This is a genomic window from Vibrio sp. Vb0349 (genome assembly GCF_033338975.1).
Genome location: NZ_JAWOTS010000017.1, coordinates 43938 through 59358, shown reverse-complemented (window position 1 = coordinate 59358; position 15421 = coordinate 43938). Strand labels below are relative to the sequence as shown.

Sequence of the window (15421 nt, the reverse complement as noted above, 5' to 3'; positions counted from 1 at the left end):
ATGAAGAGCCATATTCTAACTTCAGGCGAACCCCATTTGGTTCGCAACTATCAAAGCCAAATTTGCGACCGCTGAAACGACGAAAGCCTGCTCATTGAGCAGGCTTTCTAAAATTGGTCGGTGAAGAGGGATTCGAACCCCCGACCCTCTGGTCCCAAACCAGATGCGCTACCAAGCTGCGCTATTCACCGAGATGTTTAACTGAGGAATTGTCCCCGTCAACGAATGCGTATATTACGGATTCTGAACTGTGGCGCAAGTGCTTTTTACAAAAAAACCTTAGATCTTAATTCGTTTGATGAATAACTGAACACTAGCACGTAAAATGTGACTGATAACTCACAACAAAATACAGTTTATTAACCTTAGCAACATAATTGATCCAGATCAGTGTGCAACAAGACACCGCCATTTAGTTTATTCCTGTCGGGAACATCTTGGAGGAAACGTATGGACTTTTGGCTTGATCTCCTATTTGGTAATGCAGTGGGTCTATCGTCAATGATAGTAATTTTTGGGGCAATTGGTCTGATGTTATTTTACGGCGGTTTCTTCATATACAAGATCATGAACGACAAATCTCCTCACTAGATCTCGCTTAGCTCTAGAAACGCTTTGCACCGGAGTCGGTTACTTGCCTACTCCGGTTTTTTATTTGATCTCAATGCACCACTCATTGATATAATCCTATTATTCTTCCCTGTTCTTAATGAGATTACTGCTATGTCTCACGACGACGATTTTGATCTATTTCAACAGATGATGGGCGATGTAAAGCCAATCACTCAAGACACCACCGAACACAAAAAAGTACACCAAGTAACAGAAGCACAGCTCGCAAAACGCGAAGCAGCAATCTGGTTAACGGAAGATGACCCAGAATACCTATCACTTGATCACGCTGAAATGCTCAAGCCAGAGGACTTTGTTGAGTTCAAACGTGATGGTGTACAGGACGGGGTTTACCGCAAACTTCGCCTTGGTAAGTATCCAATCCAAGCTCGCTTGGATTTGCACCGTAAAACATTGAAAGAAGCACGTGATGAAGTCGTGACGTTTTTAAAGCAATGCCTATCAATGGACATTAGAACGGTCGTTATCGTCCATGGTCGAGGAGAACGCTCAAATCCACCTGCAATGATGAAAAGCTTTGTTAGCAGTTGGCTACGACAAATTAAGGAAGTCCAATGCGTCCATAGTGCGCAACGCTTTCACGGTGGAACTGGAGCCGTTTACGTCCTACTTAGAAAAAGTGCGGAAAAGAAATTAGAAACCCGCGAACGTCACCAAAAACGGTTAGGCTAAATTTCACCCTAATGCTAGAATGCCCGCCCTTATTCTTCCTTCCCCTTAAAGGAAGGGAGCTTCATTCGCCGTTGTGAAACGTTAGGAGACAAAAATGTCACAAGACAACGCTAAACGATTAAATAAATTCATCAGTGAAACGGGGTTTTGCTCACGCCGTGAAGCAGACAGACTGATTGAGCAAGGCCGTGTCACCATTAATGGCAACAAACCTGAAATGGGGACAAAAGTGCTACCTGGTGATGATGTTTGTGTGGATGGTAAGCCAGTGGCAGCAAAAGAGAAGCCGATTTATATCGCTCTCAATAAACCAACAGGCATCACCTGTACAACTGAGAGAGACGTCCCTGGAAACATCGTTGATTTCATCGGCCACCAAAAACGTATCTTTCCGATCGGACGCTTAGACAAACCCTCTGATGGTCTGATCTTTTTGACCAACGATGGCGACATCGTGAACAAAATCCTTCGCGCAGGCAACAGCCACGAAAAAGAGTACGTCGTACGCGTGGACAAGCCAATTACAGGCGAGTTTCTCAAACAGATGTCGAGTGGCGTTAAGATTCTCGACACAGTCACCCTACCTTGTAAGGTAACGAAAGAAACTAAATTCTCTTTCCGTATTGTGCTCACTCAAGGGCTTAACCGTCAGATCCGTCGCATGTGTGAAGCGCTGGGCTATGAAGTATTCAAGCTGCGTCGCGTACGCATCATGAATATCTCTCTTGATGGTATTCCCAATGGGAAATGGCGTTATCTAAGTGACGAAGAAGTGGCAGAGATCCTAGCAATGTGTGAAGGCTCGGTAGGTACAGAAGAAGCATCAAAAACAGACTCTAGAGGTCGCAACATTCGTAAAGCGACCGACGCGAAGCTGTTTGATAGCCGAGAAGAAAACCAAGATTCTACTGCTCGTCGTAACCAGAAGACACGAACTTTCCGCGGTAACAATGCTGATGAATTCCGTCATGCACCAAACTCGAAAAAAGGTCAACAAAAGCGTCGTCAGCGTGATGATCAAGGCGGACGTCCAGCTAAAGAACATTACAAAGCGAAACCACAAGGTGAACGCAGCAGACCGCAAGGCGAGCATGGTAAATCACACCGTAAACCAGATGCATCGAGCAATACGCATTCAGCAAACAAGCCTCAATCACCGAGTAAGCCCAAGCAGCATTACATGAACCCAAATGCAGCGAAACCAAGCAAACCAGCTAAACGCACTGGTGGTACATTGAGTCTGAAGAAGTAACGCTTCACTGACAGGCAAGATCAAAAAAGGACGCTCATGAGCGTCCTTTTTATTTGTCATGAGTTTACAAACAAAGAGGTGCAAACTGACCGCGAGTTAAGCTCAGCAAATCTCTCGGGGCTAACTCAATTTCTAAACCACGTTTACCAGCACTCACACAGATTGTGTCTTGCTCTACTGCGCTTTCGTGCAAAAAAGTAGGTAAGGCTTTCTTCTGCCCTAGTGGGCTAATTCCACCAACGACATAACCTGTGGTCTTTTGCGCGATTTCCGGATCAGCCATATCGGCCTTTTTGCCCTTCGCTGCTTTCGCCGCCAGTTTTAGGTTCAGCTTTTGATCAACAGGGATAATCGCAACCGCAAGGTTCTTTGGCTCCCCGTTCAAGCAGAACAACAAGGTTTTAAATACTGTTTTCGGATCCTGCCCCAGTACTTCAGCAGCCTCCAAGCCATAACTATCGGCTCTAGGGTCATGCTCATACTGATGAATCGTGTGTGGAATTTTTTTCTTTTTCGCAAGATTAATGGCCGGAGTCATCAAGATTCTCCTCATAAAAACAAAAAGCGCAGATTGAATTGGATCTGCGCTTTTAGTTAATGATATCAGCGAGTTTGAGTCAATCGCTTTTTCTCTGTTGGGTTACTGATCAATCGCCGTATCAACTAAATACGTGATTTCACCTGAAGGGGCATACTCATTAACATCAATAGGGCTGTGTGTTTCTAAATAATCCTTCAAAACTTCAGCATCGGTAAAACCTGTATTTACATACCCTGGATGATCGTCGATTTTAGGGTAACCATCACCACCAGCAGCATTGTAGCTTGGTACGGTAAAGCGGTAATTACCATCTAAGCGAAGTTGCTTATTACCAATGAACACATTGGTTACCTCACCATTAATTATACTCATCGCAATGCCGGCAAACTGTGCATAAGCACCAGAGTCAACAGGCTTAGTTGCAACGACATTTAGATAATCTAATACCTCTTTACCCGTCATATCAACGTAAGAAACCATATTGCCAAATGGCTGAACAGTGAGCACGTCTTTATAAGTAATATCACCCGCAGCAATCGAATCTCGAACACCACCAGAATTCATTACAGCGAAATCTGCTTTCGCACGTTCCATGTGAGCCGTTGCAATTAATCGACCTAAGTTTGTTTGCTGGTAACGAACCACATTGCGGTCACCCTCAAGCTTACCGTTAGATTCTGCAATCTTCACGTTTAGTTTGCCCTGACCTTTTTCTTGATAAGGACGAAGAAACTCAAGCATCATTTCGTCTTGTTTAATCTCATCTTGGATCAAGACTCGTTGCGACTGACCATCAACTTTAACTTTCTTTTTCAAGTTTACAGGGATTAGATCGTAGCTCACCATCGAGAGTTCGCCATTACGAAACTCGTAATCGGCGCGTCCCACATATTTCCCCCACTCATGTGCCTGAACAATAAAGGTACCATTTTGTTTATCGGGCTGACATTCATCACCTGGTTTAAAGTTCTTTTTGATAACGTTTGGACCTTCCATGCACACAGGTTCTTGTGAGTGTCCTCCAACGATCATGTCGAGATCGCCGTCATTCAAATAACGAGCTAACGCCACATCGCCAGGAGCATTGATGCCTCTACTACCATTTTCATAGTGTCCCATATGCGTGACAGCAAAAATCAGATCTGGATACTCTGTCTCTTTCAGTTCTGCAATCAACTTCTTGGCTTCTTCTTTTGGGTCACGGAAGTCAATTTGTTCAATGAATTCAGGGTTGCCAAGTTTCGCTGTGTCTTCGGTTGTAAGACCAATGACCGCAATTTTAATGCCCTGCTTGTTAAACATCGCGTATGGTTGGAATAAACGCTTGCCAGTATTTTTATCGTAAATATTGGCAGACAACATCGGAAAGTTTGCCCACTCTTGCTGCTTGAATAGCACGTCCAATGGATTATCAAACTCATGATTACCTAGAGCCATCGCATCGTAACCAATTTTGCTCATGCCTTTAAAATCCGGCTCGGCATCTTGTAAATCAGACTCAGGTACTCCTGTGTTGATGTCACCACCAGAAAGCAGTAACACGCTGCCCCCCTCATCCTGTATTTCTTCGCGCAAATCATCGATTAACGTTTTACGCGCCGCCATGCCATATTCACCGTATCGATTTTGCCAAAAGCGACCATGATGATCGTTAGTGTGCAACACGGTCAATTTATAGGTTGTATCGGCATTCCATTCTGGTACAGGTTGCGTAGCACACCCAGCTAACGAGGCCAAGATAGCGGCACTCAAAACAGTTTTGATCATCAGACGCTGATTCATTTATTTACCTTTTTCTTATTGGGATTACTGACGCACATTTTAAGCATTGGATCTATTTGAAAACCACGTGCACCCTAACACATTGATTTAATAATTATGATGCATTGTTTAGCAATAACAAATTCATCAGTAACAAGTTTGAGAATTCACGGCTTTTCAGATAAAAAAATAGCCAACATCGGTTGGCTATAGTATTTGTTACCACCAGTCATCTGGCGTTTACTTGATATCTATATCTGCAAAGCTCTTGATCAGATCATCAAGCGATTTCATTTGTGCTAAGAATGGCTCTAACTTGTCTAGAGGCAGTGCAGATGGGCCATCACAACGCGCTTGGTCTGGGTTTGGGTGCGCTTCGATAAATAGACCTGCGATGCCTGTCGCTAGACCCGCTTTAGCAAGCTCAACTGTCTGCTCACGACGGCCGCCAGATGCTGCGCCTGATGGGTCACGCATTTGTAGTGAGTGCGTTACGTCAAAGATGATTGGGCTACCTTTCGAAGCATTTTTCATCACACCAAAACCAAGCATGTCTACAACTAGGTTATCGTAACCGTGGCAAGAACCGCGCTCACATAGGATGATCTTGTCGTTACCGCATTCTGCGAACTTCTCAACGATGTTACCCACTTGACCAGGGCTCATAAATTGAGGTTTCTTCACGTTGATAACCGCACCTGTTTTAGCCATAGCTTCAACAAGGTCAGTTTGACGAGCTAGGAATGCAGGAAGCTGAATAACGTCTACCACGTCAGCGACAGGTTGAGCTTGTGCTTCAGTGTGAACGTCCGTGATGATCTTTACACCAAAAGTGTCTTTCAGCTCCTGAAAGATTTTCATACCTTCTTCCAGACCTGGACCACGGTATGAATGAACAGAACTGCGGTTTGCTTTGTCAAACGACGCCTTAAATACGTAAGGAATACCAAGTTTTTCCGTTACTTTTACGTAGTGCTCACAGATCTGCATCGCAAGATCACGAGACTCAAGAACGTTCATACCTGCAAATAGGGTGAATGGCTTGTCGTTAGCAACCTGAATGTCGCCGATATTAACGATTTTCTGTTCCATTTTGATTCTCTTTTTCTGTCCACGATACGCCACAGTTCGGCACATCGATAAAATTAGTGAAGTGTGACGTGCGTTTCACTCATCACATTAACTTGTGATTTTAGTAGCTCGGAAGCCGGATCGTCAGGGCATTGGTCAATAAAGTACTGAAAATCTGATACCGCTACTTGAGGGCACTCTAGCTGTTGGAAAATAAAACCACGGTCACGAATTTCGTATGGGTCATCTGGCACAAATGTTAGAGCAAGATTTGTACAACGTAATGCCAGCGTATAATGCTCTTCACGCAACATCGCACTTTTAATCAACGCCAACCAGCGACCAATAATTGTTGGGTTGTCAGCTTCCTCAAAATGTTCAGGCTTTAGCTGAGCTAGCGGTCCTTCTTGGCCAATAAGCCAAGCTTGAAGAATCCTTTCACCTACATACTCACCATTAAATGGGTTGATGTAGTCTGGCTTCTTATGCATCCAGTCGACTTTTAACAGGAACTGAGTAGGGAAAGTAACTCCCTTCAACGGGAACCCCAGCTTTTTGCCTAGGTATAACAAAATCGAACCTAAGCTCACAGGAATACCTTTTCTGCGCTCCAACACTTTATCGATGAAGCTGTTGTCCGAAATAAAGTATTCCTGCTCGTCGCCTTTGAATCCCCACTCGTGGAAAAACAGTCGTAGGAATGCATCAAATCGTTGCTCTTCATCGATTTCATGAACAAGCGTGGCTTCTGCATCTTTGTAAAGACGCTCTAACTCTTGTTTCGCCCAATGTACTTTGGTTTCTGGGTTAATCGCTTTGTTTAGCTCAAGCGCACCTTCCACCAACGGTATATTGTCAAAATCTTCGTCAAAAAACTCTAACATGACGTCTATCCAAATAACGTAGGGCTCTTAGACACAGCAATGTTTGCAGCCATGACCAACCAACCTAATGCGCCGAAAAAGCCAAATATCTTCAGTAGGTTGTTTTTCGCAAGTTTCAATGAGAAGAATCCAAGCGCAATGTACGCCAGTACGCAGGTGATTTTGTTTGTTAACCACGGTGCGGCATCGGTAAACGGGATGAAACCCGTAATGAAAATAAGCGCGATACCTGACACTAGCAATGCAGTATCAACGATGTGGGGAAACACTTTCAAAAAACGATTATTTCGCTTCGGTGAGTTCATCATCATTAACACGAATCGGATCGATAGTAGCGTCGCGCTGAGAGCGATCGTCACTAAGTGTATGTGTTTTAGAGCTACGTACATTTTTCTTCTCTTTTTAGTTAGTGTTTGCTGACTTCCATGATTAACTGGCCAGACAACCAAGCGTTACTCGATCGTTACCGCCATAATCTTTTTCCGTAGCGACCTGTTGGTAACCTAAGCCACGCATTATCTCACGCACCGCCTCACCTTGATCATAACCATGTTCAAATGCCAGCCAACCGCCCACTTCAAGATACTGACGAGCAAGATCCGAGATATGACGAATATCAGCTAAGCCATTCTCTTTAGCAACTAATGCAGATTTTGGCTCAAAGCGCACATCACCTTGGGATAAATGTGGATCTTTTTCATCAATATATGGCGGGTTGGAGACAATTAAAGCAAACTTCGTACCTTCTGTAATAGGCTCAAACCAACTGCCTTGAGCAAAGGTCACATTTTTGATGTTTAGCTGCTCAGCATTGTACTCTGCAAGTGCTTTCGCTTCTTGCTTAAGGTCTACGCCCATCACTTGACGTTTTGGCATTTCAGATGCGAGTGCGATAGCAATTGCCCCCGTCCCCGTTCCAAGATCTAAAATAGGTCCTGTTTGCTCATAGGTCTTATCGAGTGCAACCTCGACCAAACGTTCTGTATCCGGTCTTGGGATCAAGGTAGAGGGAGAAACTTTGAACGGTAAAGACCAAAACTCTCGCTCACCAATAATATAAGCGACGGGTTCACCAGTTAAACGTCGTTCAAGTAGAGCGTCAAACTGAGATTTTTGCTCTGCTTCTAACGCTTTTTCTGGCCAGGTCAGCAGGTAAGTTCGTGGTTTGCCAAGGACATGGCAAAGGAGTACAGCTGCATCGAGAGAAGGCGACTCTTTGCCGCCTTCTGCCAGTTTCGCCGTCGCACTTTTCAGTGCTTGCTCAATCGATTGAACTTGGCTCATCGATTAGCCGTTCTCTGCAAGCGCCGCAAGTTGGTCTGCTTGGTGCTCTTGAATCACAGGATCAATCAAGCTCTGCAGGTCACCTTCCATCACTTCGTTCAAACGATAGATGGTTAGGTTGATACGGTGATCAGACACACGACCTTGTGGGTAGTTGTATGTACGAATACGGTCACTACGGTCACCAGAACCTAGAAGGTTACGACGTGTATCAGACACTTCTGCGGCACGACGCTCTTCTTCCGCTTGAACGATACGAGCAGCAAGAACCGCCATTGCTTTCGCTTTGTTCTTGTGCTGTGAACGCTCATCCTGACACTCTACTACCGTACCCGTTGGTAAGTGGGTAATACGGATTGCAGAATCCGTGGTGTTAACGTGCTGACCACCCGCGCCAGATGCACGGAACGTATCGATTTTCAGGTCTGCTGCTTTGATTTCTGGCAGATCCGCTTCAGGGATTTCCGCCATTACTGCTACTGTACAAGCAGAAGTATGCACACGGCCTTGAGATTCAGTTGCAGGAACACGCTGTACACGGTGACCGCCTGACTCAAATTTCAACACGCCGTATGCACCGTCGCCGCTTACTTTCGCGATCATCTCTTTGTAACCACCGTGCTCTGCCTCGTTAGAAGACATGACTTCGATGCGCCAGCCACGCTTTTCTGCGTACTTGCTGTACATACGGAATAGATCACCCGCGAAAATGCCCGCTTCGTCGCCACCCGCACCTGCACGAATTTCTAGGAAACAGTTACGATCATCGTTCGGATCTTTTGGCAGAAGAAGAATCTGTAACTCATCAGTAAGACGCTCAATCGTCGCTTTCGCTTCTTTGATTTCTTCTTGCGCCATTTCACGCATTTCTTCGTCGTCTTCGTTTGCCATCTCTTCAGCGGCGACAAGATCTTCTTGTGCTTGTTGATAAGCTTGGAAGCACTTGGTTACTTCTTCTAGCTGAGAGTACTCTCTTGATAGAGCACGGAATTTGTCCTGATTTCCAATTACATCAGGATCACCAAGAAGATGTTGAACTTCTTCGTAACGTTCTACTAGCGTTTCTAGCTTAGTCAGAATAGAGGCTTTCATAGTGTCGTTTTCTTAATAAAAAGCGTGAGTTATAGATCATCCAAGCCAAGTGTTTGGCGGATAATCGTTAATTTTGCTGGTTCGCCTTGCTCAGCTGCACTTTGCAATGCGCGAGTTGGAGCGTGAATCAGTTTGTTGGTGAGTTTATTACTCAGCTCGCGCAGCACTTTCTCCGGATCTGCGCCTGCCGCTAAAGATTGCAAACTTTTGCTCAGTAACTCTTCACGAATTTCGTTGGCTGATTTGCGATAGTCGCGAATACTATCGACGGCTTGCAGTGAACGCAACCATGTCATAAATGCAGCGCTTTCTTCACTAACAATCGCTTCAGCTTGAATCGCTTCGACTTTACGCTGCTCAATGTTGCTGTCGATGATAGATTGCAAGTCATCAACAGAATACAGATATGCGTCGTTCAGTTCACCGACTTCCGACTCTACATCTCGCGGCACCGCAATATCGACCAACAAGATAGGTTGATGTCGGCGCTGCTTTAGAGCCGTTTCGACCATACCTTTGCCAATAATAGGCAATGGGCTCGCCGTTGAGCTAATCACAATATCCGCTTTCGCCAAATGTTCAGGAATTTCGTTCAAACTGATCACTTCTGCGCCAAATTGGTCCGCTAAGCCTTGCGCGCGCTCTTTAGTGCGGTTCGCGACAATCATTTTTGTGCAACCGTTGGACGCTAAATGCTTCGCGACCAATTCAATCGTCTCGCCCGCACCAACTAAAAGCACGGTTGAATCTGATAACGACTCAAAAATATGTTTTGCCAGTGTACATGCCGCATAAGCCACGGACACGGCATTACCACCAATATCTGTCTCTGTTCTCACCCGTTTGGCGACTGAGAACGTCTTTTGAAACAGTTTATCAATCGAGGCATCGACGGCTTGATGATCTCGCGAGTCAGAAAATGCTTGCTTTACCTGCCCCAAAATTTGAGGCTCACCCAACACCAGAGAGTCAAGACCGCACGATACGCGCATCAAATGCTTTATTGCAGCTTGTTCTTCATGAACATACAAACTCGGCATTAAATCTTCGCGGCTCACTTGATGAAATTGAGCAAGCCAATCGATCAACTTGTTTCGCGCTCCTTGCTTAACATCGCAGTACAACTCAGTTCGGTTACAGGTTGAAACAATCACACTGCCGTTAACCGCTTCGTGCTCTCTAAGTTGCTCGAGTGCAGGGCCGAGTTTATCCGGACCAAACGCCACCTTCTCTCGCAAGTCGACAGACGCTGTATTGTGATTAATTCCAATAGCAAGCAAGGACATCTAACGTGGTATCTCTGGGATAGGTTATAAAATAGGTCCAGAATTTTACTGTAAGCACGCATTTATTGAAAGGGTAAGCCGGATTTGTTTTCCTAAGTGCGACTTTTCAATGCTATAGTTGTGAGCGATTCCCGATGAAACTGATTAATAAGCCATCAAACATGACGTTACGCTCCTTTATTCTTTTTTTCTTGTCGAGCTTACTGCTCGCTGGTTGTTCGTCCGTTCCTGAAAGTGTTACCAGCGTTGAATGGCAAGCTCATGAGCAGCGACTCGAAACCATCCAAGATTTTCAAGCAACGGGGAAACTTGGTTATATTGGCCCAGACCAAAGACAAAATTTAAACTTCTACTGGAAACATTCTTCAGCACTAAGCCAGTTGCGTTTAACAACGATACTCGGACAAACGGCATTAAAGCTCACCATCACCCCACAAGGCGCCACAGTAGAAACTTACGACGATCAGGTCCTTTCTTCTCGCAGTGCTAACCAGCTGATTTACCGTCTTACAGGGTTGATGATGCCCGTCGATCACATGCCTGACTGGCTATTAGGTCTACCGACCGATGCCGACAAATTCCAACTGTCTCCAACCAATACACTGCAAGCGTTAAACAAACAAATTGGTTTAAATGATTGGAGTATTGCATATCAAAGATATGGCGACGTTCAATGGCATGAACAGTCTCTCCCTCTGCCAAATAAGCTGAAACTCACCACAGCTGATGTCAAAATAAATCTAGTGATCACAAAATGGAACATCACCCAATGATTGAACTTTCAACACGCTGGCCATCACCAGCGAAATTGAATCTCTTTCTATATATCAACGGCCGTACAGAGAATGGCTACCACGAGTTACAAACCTTATTCCAATTCGTCGATCACGGCGATGAGCTCACCATTCAAGCGAACCATTCTGGTGATATTACGATTTCTCCAGAGATAGAAGGTGTGCCTCTTCAAGACAATTTAATTTGGAAAGCAGCAACCGCGCTTCAAGCTTACTCAAACAGCCCTTTTGGCGCGCATATTGAGCTACAGAAAGTGCTGCCTATGGGTGGAGGCATTGGTGGGGGCTCATCGAATGCAGCTACAGCATTAGTGGCACTGAATTACTTATGGCAGCTGAATCTAACTGACGACGAACTGGCTGAAATAGGTTTAAAACTAGGCGCAGACGTGCCCGTATTTGTGCGCGGATTTGCAGCTTTTGCTGAAGGTGTTGGTGAAAAACTCTCTCCTGCTTATCCCGAAGAAAAGTGGTATTTAGTCGTCAGACCGAATGTATCTATCGCAACCGTCGACGTTTTTTGTCATCCAGATCTAACGCGAAACACCCCAAAACGAGATCTAGAAACACTTTTAAATACGCCAAGCGTAAACGATTGCGAAAAAATTGTACGAATGCTCTACCCAGAGGTTGATAAGCAACTTTCTTGGCTGCTACAATACGCGCCGTCAAGATTGACGGGGACAGGATCTTGCGTTTTTGCTGAATTTTCGAGCAAATCTGAAGCAGAAACTATCCTTGCACAACTCTCTGATAAAGTCTCGGCATTTGTCGCTCAAGGGCGCAATATTTCGCCATTAAAAGAGACTTTGGCTGAATACCAATCAGCCTCACACCGACCTATTTAAACTGGACGCAAACCCGAGGTTTCCACCGTGCCTGATATGAAGCTATTTGCTGGTAACGCAACACCTGAACTAGCCCAACGTATTGCTGATCGTCTTTACATCTCTCTTGGTGATGCATCTGTTTCTCGCTTTTCTGATGGCGAAGTTGCAGTTCAAATCAATGAGAATGTTCGTGGTAGCGATGTTTTCATCATTCAATCCACTTGTGCACCGACTAACGACAACCTAATGGAATTGGTTGTTATGATTGATGCAATGCGCCGTGCTTCAGCAGGCCGTATCACTGCAGTTATCCCTTACTTCGGCTACGCTCGCCAAGACCGTCGTGTACGTTCTGCGCGTGTGCCAATTACTGCAAAAGTTGTTGCTGATTTCCTATCTAACGTTGGTGTTGACCGCGTTCTAACTATCGACCTACACGCAGAGCAAATTCAAGGCTTCTTCGATGTACCTGTAGACAACATCTTCGGCACGCCAGTGCTACTTGAAGATATGCAGGCTCGCGGTCTAGATAACCCTGTAGTGGTATCTCCTGACCTAGGTGGCGTTGTTCGTGCTCGTGCAACAGCAAAAGCACTAGGCGACATCGACATCGCAATCGTAGATAAGCGTCGTCCACGTGCAAACGTTTCTGAAGTAATGAACCTAATCGGTGATGTTGAAGGTCGTGACTGTGTGATCGTTGATGACATGATCGACACAGGTGGCACACTATGTAAAGCAGCTGAAGCACTAAAAGAGCGCGGTGCTAAGCGTGTATTCGCTTACGCTACTCACGCAGTATTCTCAGGCAACGCTGCGGATAACATCAAGAACTCAGTTCTTGACCAAGTTATCGTGACTGACTCTATCTCTCTGTCTAAAGAGATAGCTGCAACAGGTAAAGTGACAACACTAAGCCTATCTCGCATGCTAGCTGAAGCGATTCGTCGTATCAGCAACGAAGAGTCAATCTCTGCAATGTTCAACTAATACGAACATTTCAGTTACACTGATTTCAAAAGCACCCCTCTTTGGGGTGTTTTTTTATTTGTACTGATAACTAGAAAATCCCTTGGTCGCCCACCGCGAGTTTTCTGTGCTATCATACTGCGCTTTTTGAGATTCCAGAGAGATCCTAACCTTGAGTCAACAAATCAAACTTCTTGTTGGTCTTGCTAATCCAGGACCAGAATACGCCAGAACTCGTCACAATGCGGGCGCTTGGGTTGTAGAAGAATTAGCACGCGTTCACAACGTTACACTGAAGAACGAACCAAAGTTTTTTGGTCTAACAGGACGCATTATGGTCAATGGCCAGGATCTCCGTTTGCTTATCCCAACCACCTTCATGAATCTATCAGGTAAATCGATCGCAGCGCTTGCGAAATTTTATCAAATTAAACCTGAAGAGATCATGGTTGCTCATGACGAGCTAGACTTACCGCCAGGTGTCGCTAAGTTTAAAAAAGGTGGGGGTCACGGTGGACACAACGGTCTGCGTGACACCATTAGCAAACTGGGCAATAACAAAGATTTTTATCGTCTTCGTATTGGCATTGGTCATCCGGGACACAAAGATAAAGTGGCGGGTTTTGTATTAGGTAAAGCGCCAGCTAAAGAGCAAGAGCTTTTAGATGCAGCAGCTGATGAGGCTGTTCGTTGTCTAGATATCCTGATTAAGGATGGCCTATCTAAAGCACAAAATCGCCTCCACACGTTCAAAGCTGAATAAGGTTACTATCATGGGTTTTAAATGTGGCATCGTTGGTCTACCTAACGTAGGTAAATCAACTCTGTTCAACGCACTAACTAAAGCGGGTATCGAAGCAGCAAACTTCCCGTTCTGTACCATTGAACCAAACACTGGTGTGGTTCCTGTGCCAGATCTACGTCTAGACGCACTAGCTAAGATCGTTAACCCACAGAGAGTTCTTCCAACGACGATGGAGTTCGTGGACATCGCTGGTCTTGTTGCTGGTGCATCACGTGGTGAAGGTTTAGGTAACAAATTCCTAGCTAACATCCGTGAAACAGACGCGATTGGCCACGTTGTACGCTGTTTTGAAAACGAAAACATTGTTCACGTTTCAGGTAAAGTTTCACCTATCGAAGATATCGAAGTGATCAACCTTGAACTTGCAATGGCTGACCTTGATTCTTGTGAGCGAGCGATTCAACGTAACGCGAAGAAGGCAAAAGGCGGCGATAAAGACGCAAAATTTGAACTAACCGTACTAGAAAAACTGTTACCAGTACTAACTGAAGGCGGCATGGCACGCACAGTTGAGCTATCTAAAGAAGAGTTAGCAGCAATCGGCTACCTAAACTTCCTAACACTGAAGCCAACTATGTACATTGCAAACGTAAACGAAGATGGCTTCGAAAATAACCCATATCTAGATGCGGTTCGTGAGTTCGCAGAAAAAGAAAACAATGTCGTTGTACCTGTATGTGCAGCTATCGAATCTGAACTATCTGAACTAGAAGATGAAGATCGCGAAGAATTCCTAGCAGATATGGGGATCGAAGAGCCGGGCCTGAACCGTGTAATTCGCTCTGGTTACGAACTACTGACTCTACACACCTACTTCACAGCAGGTGTTAAAGAAGTACGTGCTTGGACAATCCCTGTTGGTGCAACTGCGCCTCAGGCGGCAGGTAAGATCCACACTGACTTCGAGAAAGGCTTTATTCGTGCAGAAGTAGTCGGTTACGACGATTTCATCCAATTCAATGGTGAAAATGGCGCAAAAGACGCAGGTAAATGGCGTCTAGAAGGTAAAGACTACATCGTAAAAGATGGCGATGTTGTACACTTCCGCTTCAATGTTTAATTAAATGAATGAATTCTAAACACTTCATTTACACTAAAAGCCAGCTGTTAAGCTGGCTTTTTTAATACCTTAAGTAAATGAACAAAAATAAATTACGCAACTGCAAGCTAATTTATTTCCAGTTTTAGATCATAAACACGCCTCTTTGTTTAAAAAGGAAGCGAACGAGGTTTTTTCCGAAATTTATTAAAAAAAACTGTTGACGGATCTCACTCAACTTCGCATAATGCGCGCCGTTCCCAACGACAAGGCAACAAAGCGTTGAGAACAAAAAATATGGTTTTGGCTACGTAGCTCAGCTGGTTAGAGCACATCACTCATAATGATGGGGTCACAGGTTCGAATCCCGTCGTAGCCACCATAAACAACGTTATTTAGGTTTTTACCAATTACCTTGATAACTACAGAATAAGTTGCGGAAGTGGCGGAATTGGTAGACGCACCAGATTTAGGTTCTGGCGCCGCAAGGTGTGAGAGTTCAAGTCTC

At 44.9% G+C, this 15421-nt stretch carries 16 protein-coding genes and 2 tRNA genes; 9 read left to right on the top strand and 9 right to left on the bottom strand.

Annotation, left to right across the window (positions count from 1 at the left end; translation table 11 throughout):
- Window positions 1–114: 114 nt before the first annotated feature.
- A tRNA-Pro gene (locus R7Q47_RS17000) sits at window positions 115–191 on the bottom strand.
- A gap of 259 nt (window positions 192–450) precedes the next feature.
- On the opposite strand from R7Q47_RS17000, the gene R7Q47_RS16995 reads away from it, so the two are divergent.
- The 3 genes from R7Q47_RS16995 (at window position 451) to rluF (ending at window position 2557) form a co-directional block, all read left to right on the top strand.
- On the top strand, window positions 451–591 hold the full coding sequence (locus R7Q47_RS16995) for a DUF3149 domain-containing protein (RefSeq protein ID WP_005382236.1): 141 nt from the start codon (window positions 451–453) through the stop codon (window positions 589–591).
- Window positions 592–723: 132 nt separating this feature from the next.
- Window positions 724–1305, top strand: a complete 582-nt coding sequence (gene smrA, locus R7Q47_RS16990; protein WP_005382233.1) for a DNA endonuclease SmrA — start codon at window positions 724–726, stop codon at window positions 1303–1305.
- Window positions 1306–1399: 94 nt separating this feature from the next.
- The gene (rluF, locus tag R7Q47_RS16985) at window positions 1400–2557 is read left to right on the top strand and encodes a 23S rRNA pseudouridine(2604) synthase RluF (protein WP_154204785.1); all 1158 of its coding nucleotides are present in this window, start codon (window positions 1400–1402) and stop codon (window positions 2555–2557) included.
- Between the two features lie 64 nt (window positions 2558–2621).
- Here rluF and ybaK read toward each other — a convergent pair whose 3' ends face one another.
- The 8 genes from ybaK to hemA form a co-directional block, all read right to left on the bottom strand.
- Window positions 2622–3095 (bottom strand): Cys-tRNA(Pro) deacylase, encoded by a 474-nt coding sequence (ybaK, locus tag R7Q47_RS16980; RefSeq protein ID WP_154204786.1) that lies wholly within the window; start codon window positions 3093–3095, stop codon window positions 2622–2624.
- Window positions 3096–3197: 102 nt separating this feature from the next.
- Window positions 3198–4880, bottom strand: a complete 1683-nt coding sequence (gene ushA / locus R7Q47_RS16975; protein WP_154204787.1) for a bifunctional UDP-sugar hydrolase/5'-nucleotidase UshA — start codon at window positions 4878–4880, stop codon at window positions 3198–3200.
- A gap of 219 nt (window positions 4881–5099) precedes the next feature.
- Window positions 5100–5951 carry a 3-deoxy-8-phosphooctulonate synthase gene (kdsA, locus tag R7Q47_RS16970; RefSeq protein ID WP_005384095.1) on the bottom strand — a complete coding sequence of 284 codons (852 nt, stop codon included), beginning with the start codon at window positions 5949–5951 and terminating at the stop codon, window positions 5100–5102.
- 53 nt (window positions 5952–6004) lie between these two features.
- Window positions 6005–6814 (bottom strand): SirB1 family protein, encoded by an 810-nt coding sequence (locus R7Q47_RS16965; protein ID WP_154204788.1) that lies wholly within the window; start codon window positions 6812–6814, stop codon window positions 6005–6007.
- 5 nt (window positions 6815–6819) lie between these two features.
- Window positions 6820–7203 (bottom strand): SirB2 family protein, encoded by a 384-nt coding sequence (locus R7Q47_RS16960; protein ID WP_005382225.1) that lies wholly within the window; start codon window positions 7201–7203, stop codon window positions 6820–6822.
- A gap of 40 nt (window positions 7204–7243) precedes the next feature.
- A complete protein-coding gene (gene prmC, locus R7Q47_RS16955; RefSeq protein ID WP_151514568.1) occupies window positions 7244–8098 on the bottom strand; it encodes a peptide chain release factor N(5)-glutamine methyltransferase in 855 nt (284 codons plus the stop codon).
- 3 nt (window positions 8099–8101) lie between these two features.
- Window positions 8102–9190: a peptide chain release factor 1 gene (gene prfA / locus R7Q47_RS16950; protein WP_005382222.1), complete on the bottom strand. Its 1089-nt coding sequence runs from the start codon at window positions 9188–9190 to the stop codon at window positions 8102–8104.
- A gap of 29 nt (window positions 9191–9219) precedes the next feature.
- The gene (gene hemA / locus R7Q47_RS16945; protein ID WP_005384104.1) at window positions 9220–10476 is read right to left on the bottom strand and encodes a glutamyl-tRNA reductase; all 1257 of its coding nucleotides are present in this window, start codon (window positions 10474–10476) and stop codon (window positions 9220–9222) included.
- Window positions 10477–10610: 134 nt separating this feature from the next.
- Between hemA and lolB the strand changes: the two genes are divergently transcribed.
- The 6 genes from lolB (at window position 10611) to R7Q47_RS16915 (ending at window position 15295) form a co-directional block, all read left to right on the top strand.
- A complete protein-coding gene (lolB, locus tag R7Q47_RS16940; RefSeq protein WP_017634843.1) occupies window positions 10611–11249 on the top strand; it encodes a lipoprotein insertase outer membrane protein LolB in 639 nt (212 codons plus the stop codon).
- Window positions 11246–12118 carry a 4-(cytidine 5'-diphospho)-2-C-methyl-D-erythritol kinase gene (ispE, locus tag R7Q47_RS16935; RefSeq protein ID WP_318089267.1) on the top strand — a complete coding sequence of 291 codons (873 nt, stop codon included), beginning with the start codon at window positions 11246–11248 and terminating at the stop codon, window positions 12116–12118. Before lolB ends, ispE begins: the two co-directional genes overlap by 4 nt.
- 27 nt (window positions 12119–12145) lie before the next feature.
- Window positions 12146–13090, top strand: a complete 945-nt coding sequence (locus tag R7Q47_RS16930) for a ribose-phosphate pyrophosphokinase (protein WP_318089266.1) — start codon at window positions 12146–12148, stop codon at window positions 13088–13090.
- Between the two features lie 151 nt (window positions 13091–13241).
- Entirely contained in the window at window positions 13242–13832 is a 591-nt protein-coding gene (gene pth, locus R7Q47_RS16925; RefSeq protein ID WP_005384112.1) for an aminoacyl-tRNA hydrolase, read from the top strand.
- A 10-nt stretch (window positions 13833–13842) separates the two neighbouring features.
- Window positions 13843–14934, top strand: coding sequence for a redox-regulated ATPase YchF (ychF, locus tag R7Q47_RS16920; RefSeq protein WP_005393178.1), 1092 nt, complete (start codon window positions 13843–13845; stop codon window positions 14932–14934).
- A gap of 284 nt (window positions 14935–15218) precedes the next feature.
- Window positions 15219–15295 (top strand) — tRNA-Met (locus R7Q47_RS16915).
- The last annotated feature ends 126 nt before the right edge of the window (window positions 15296–15421 follow it).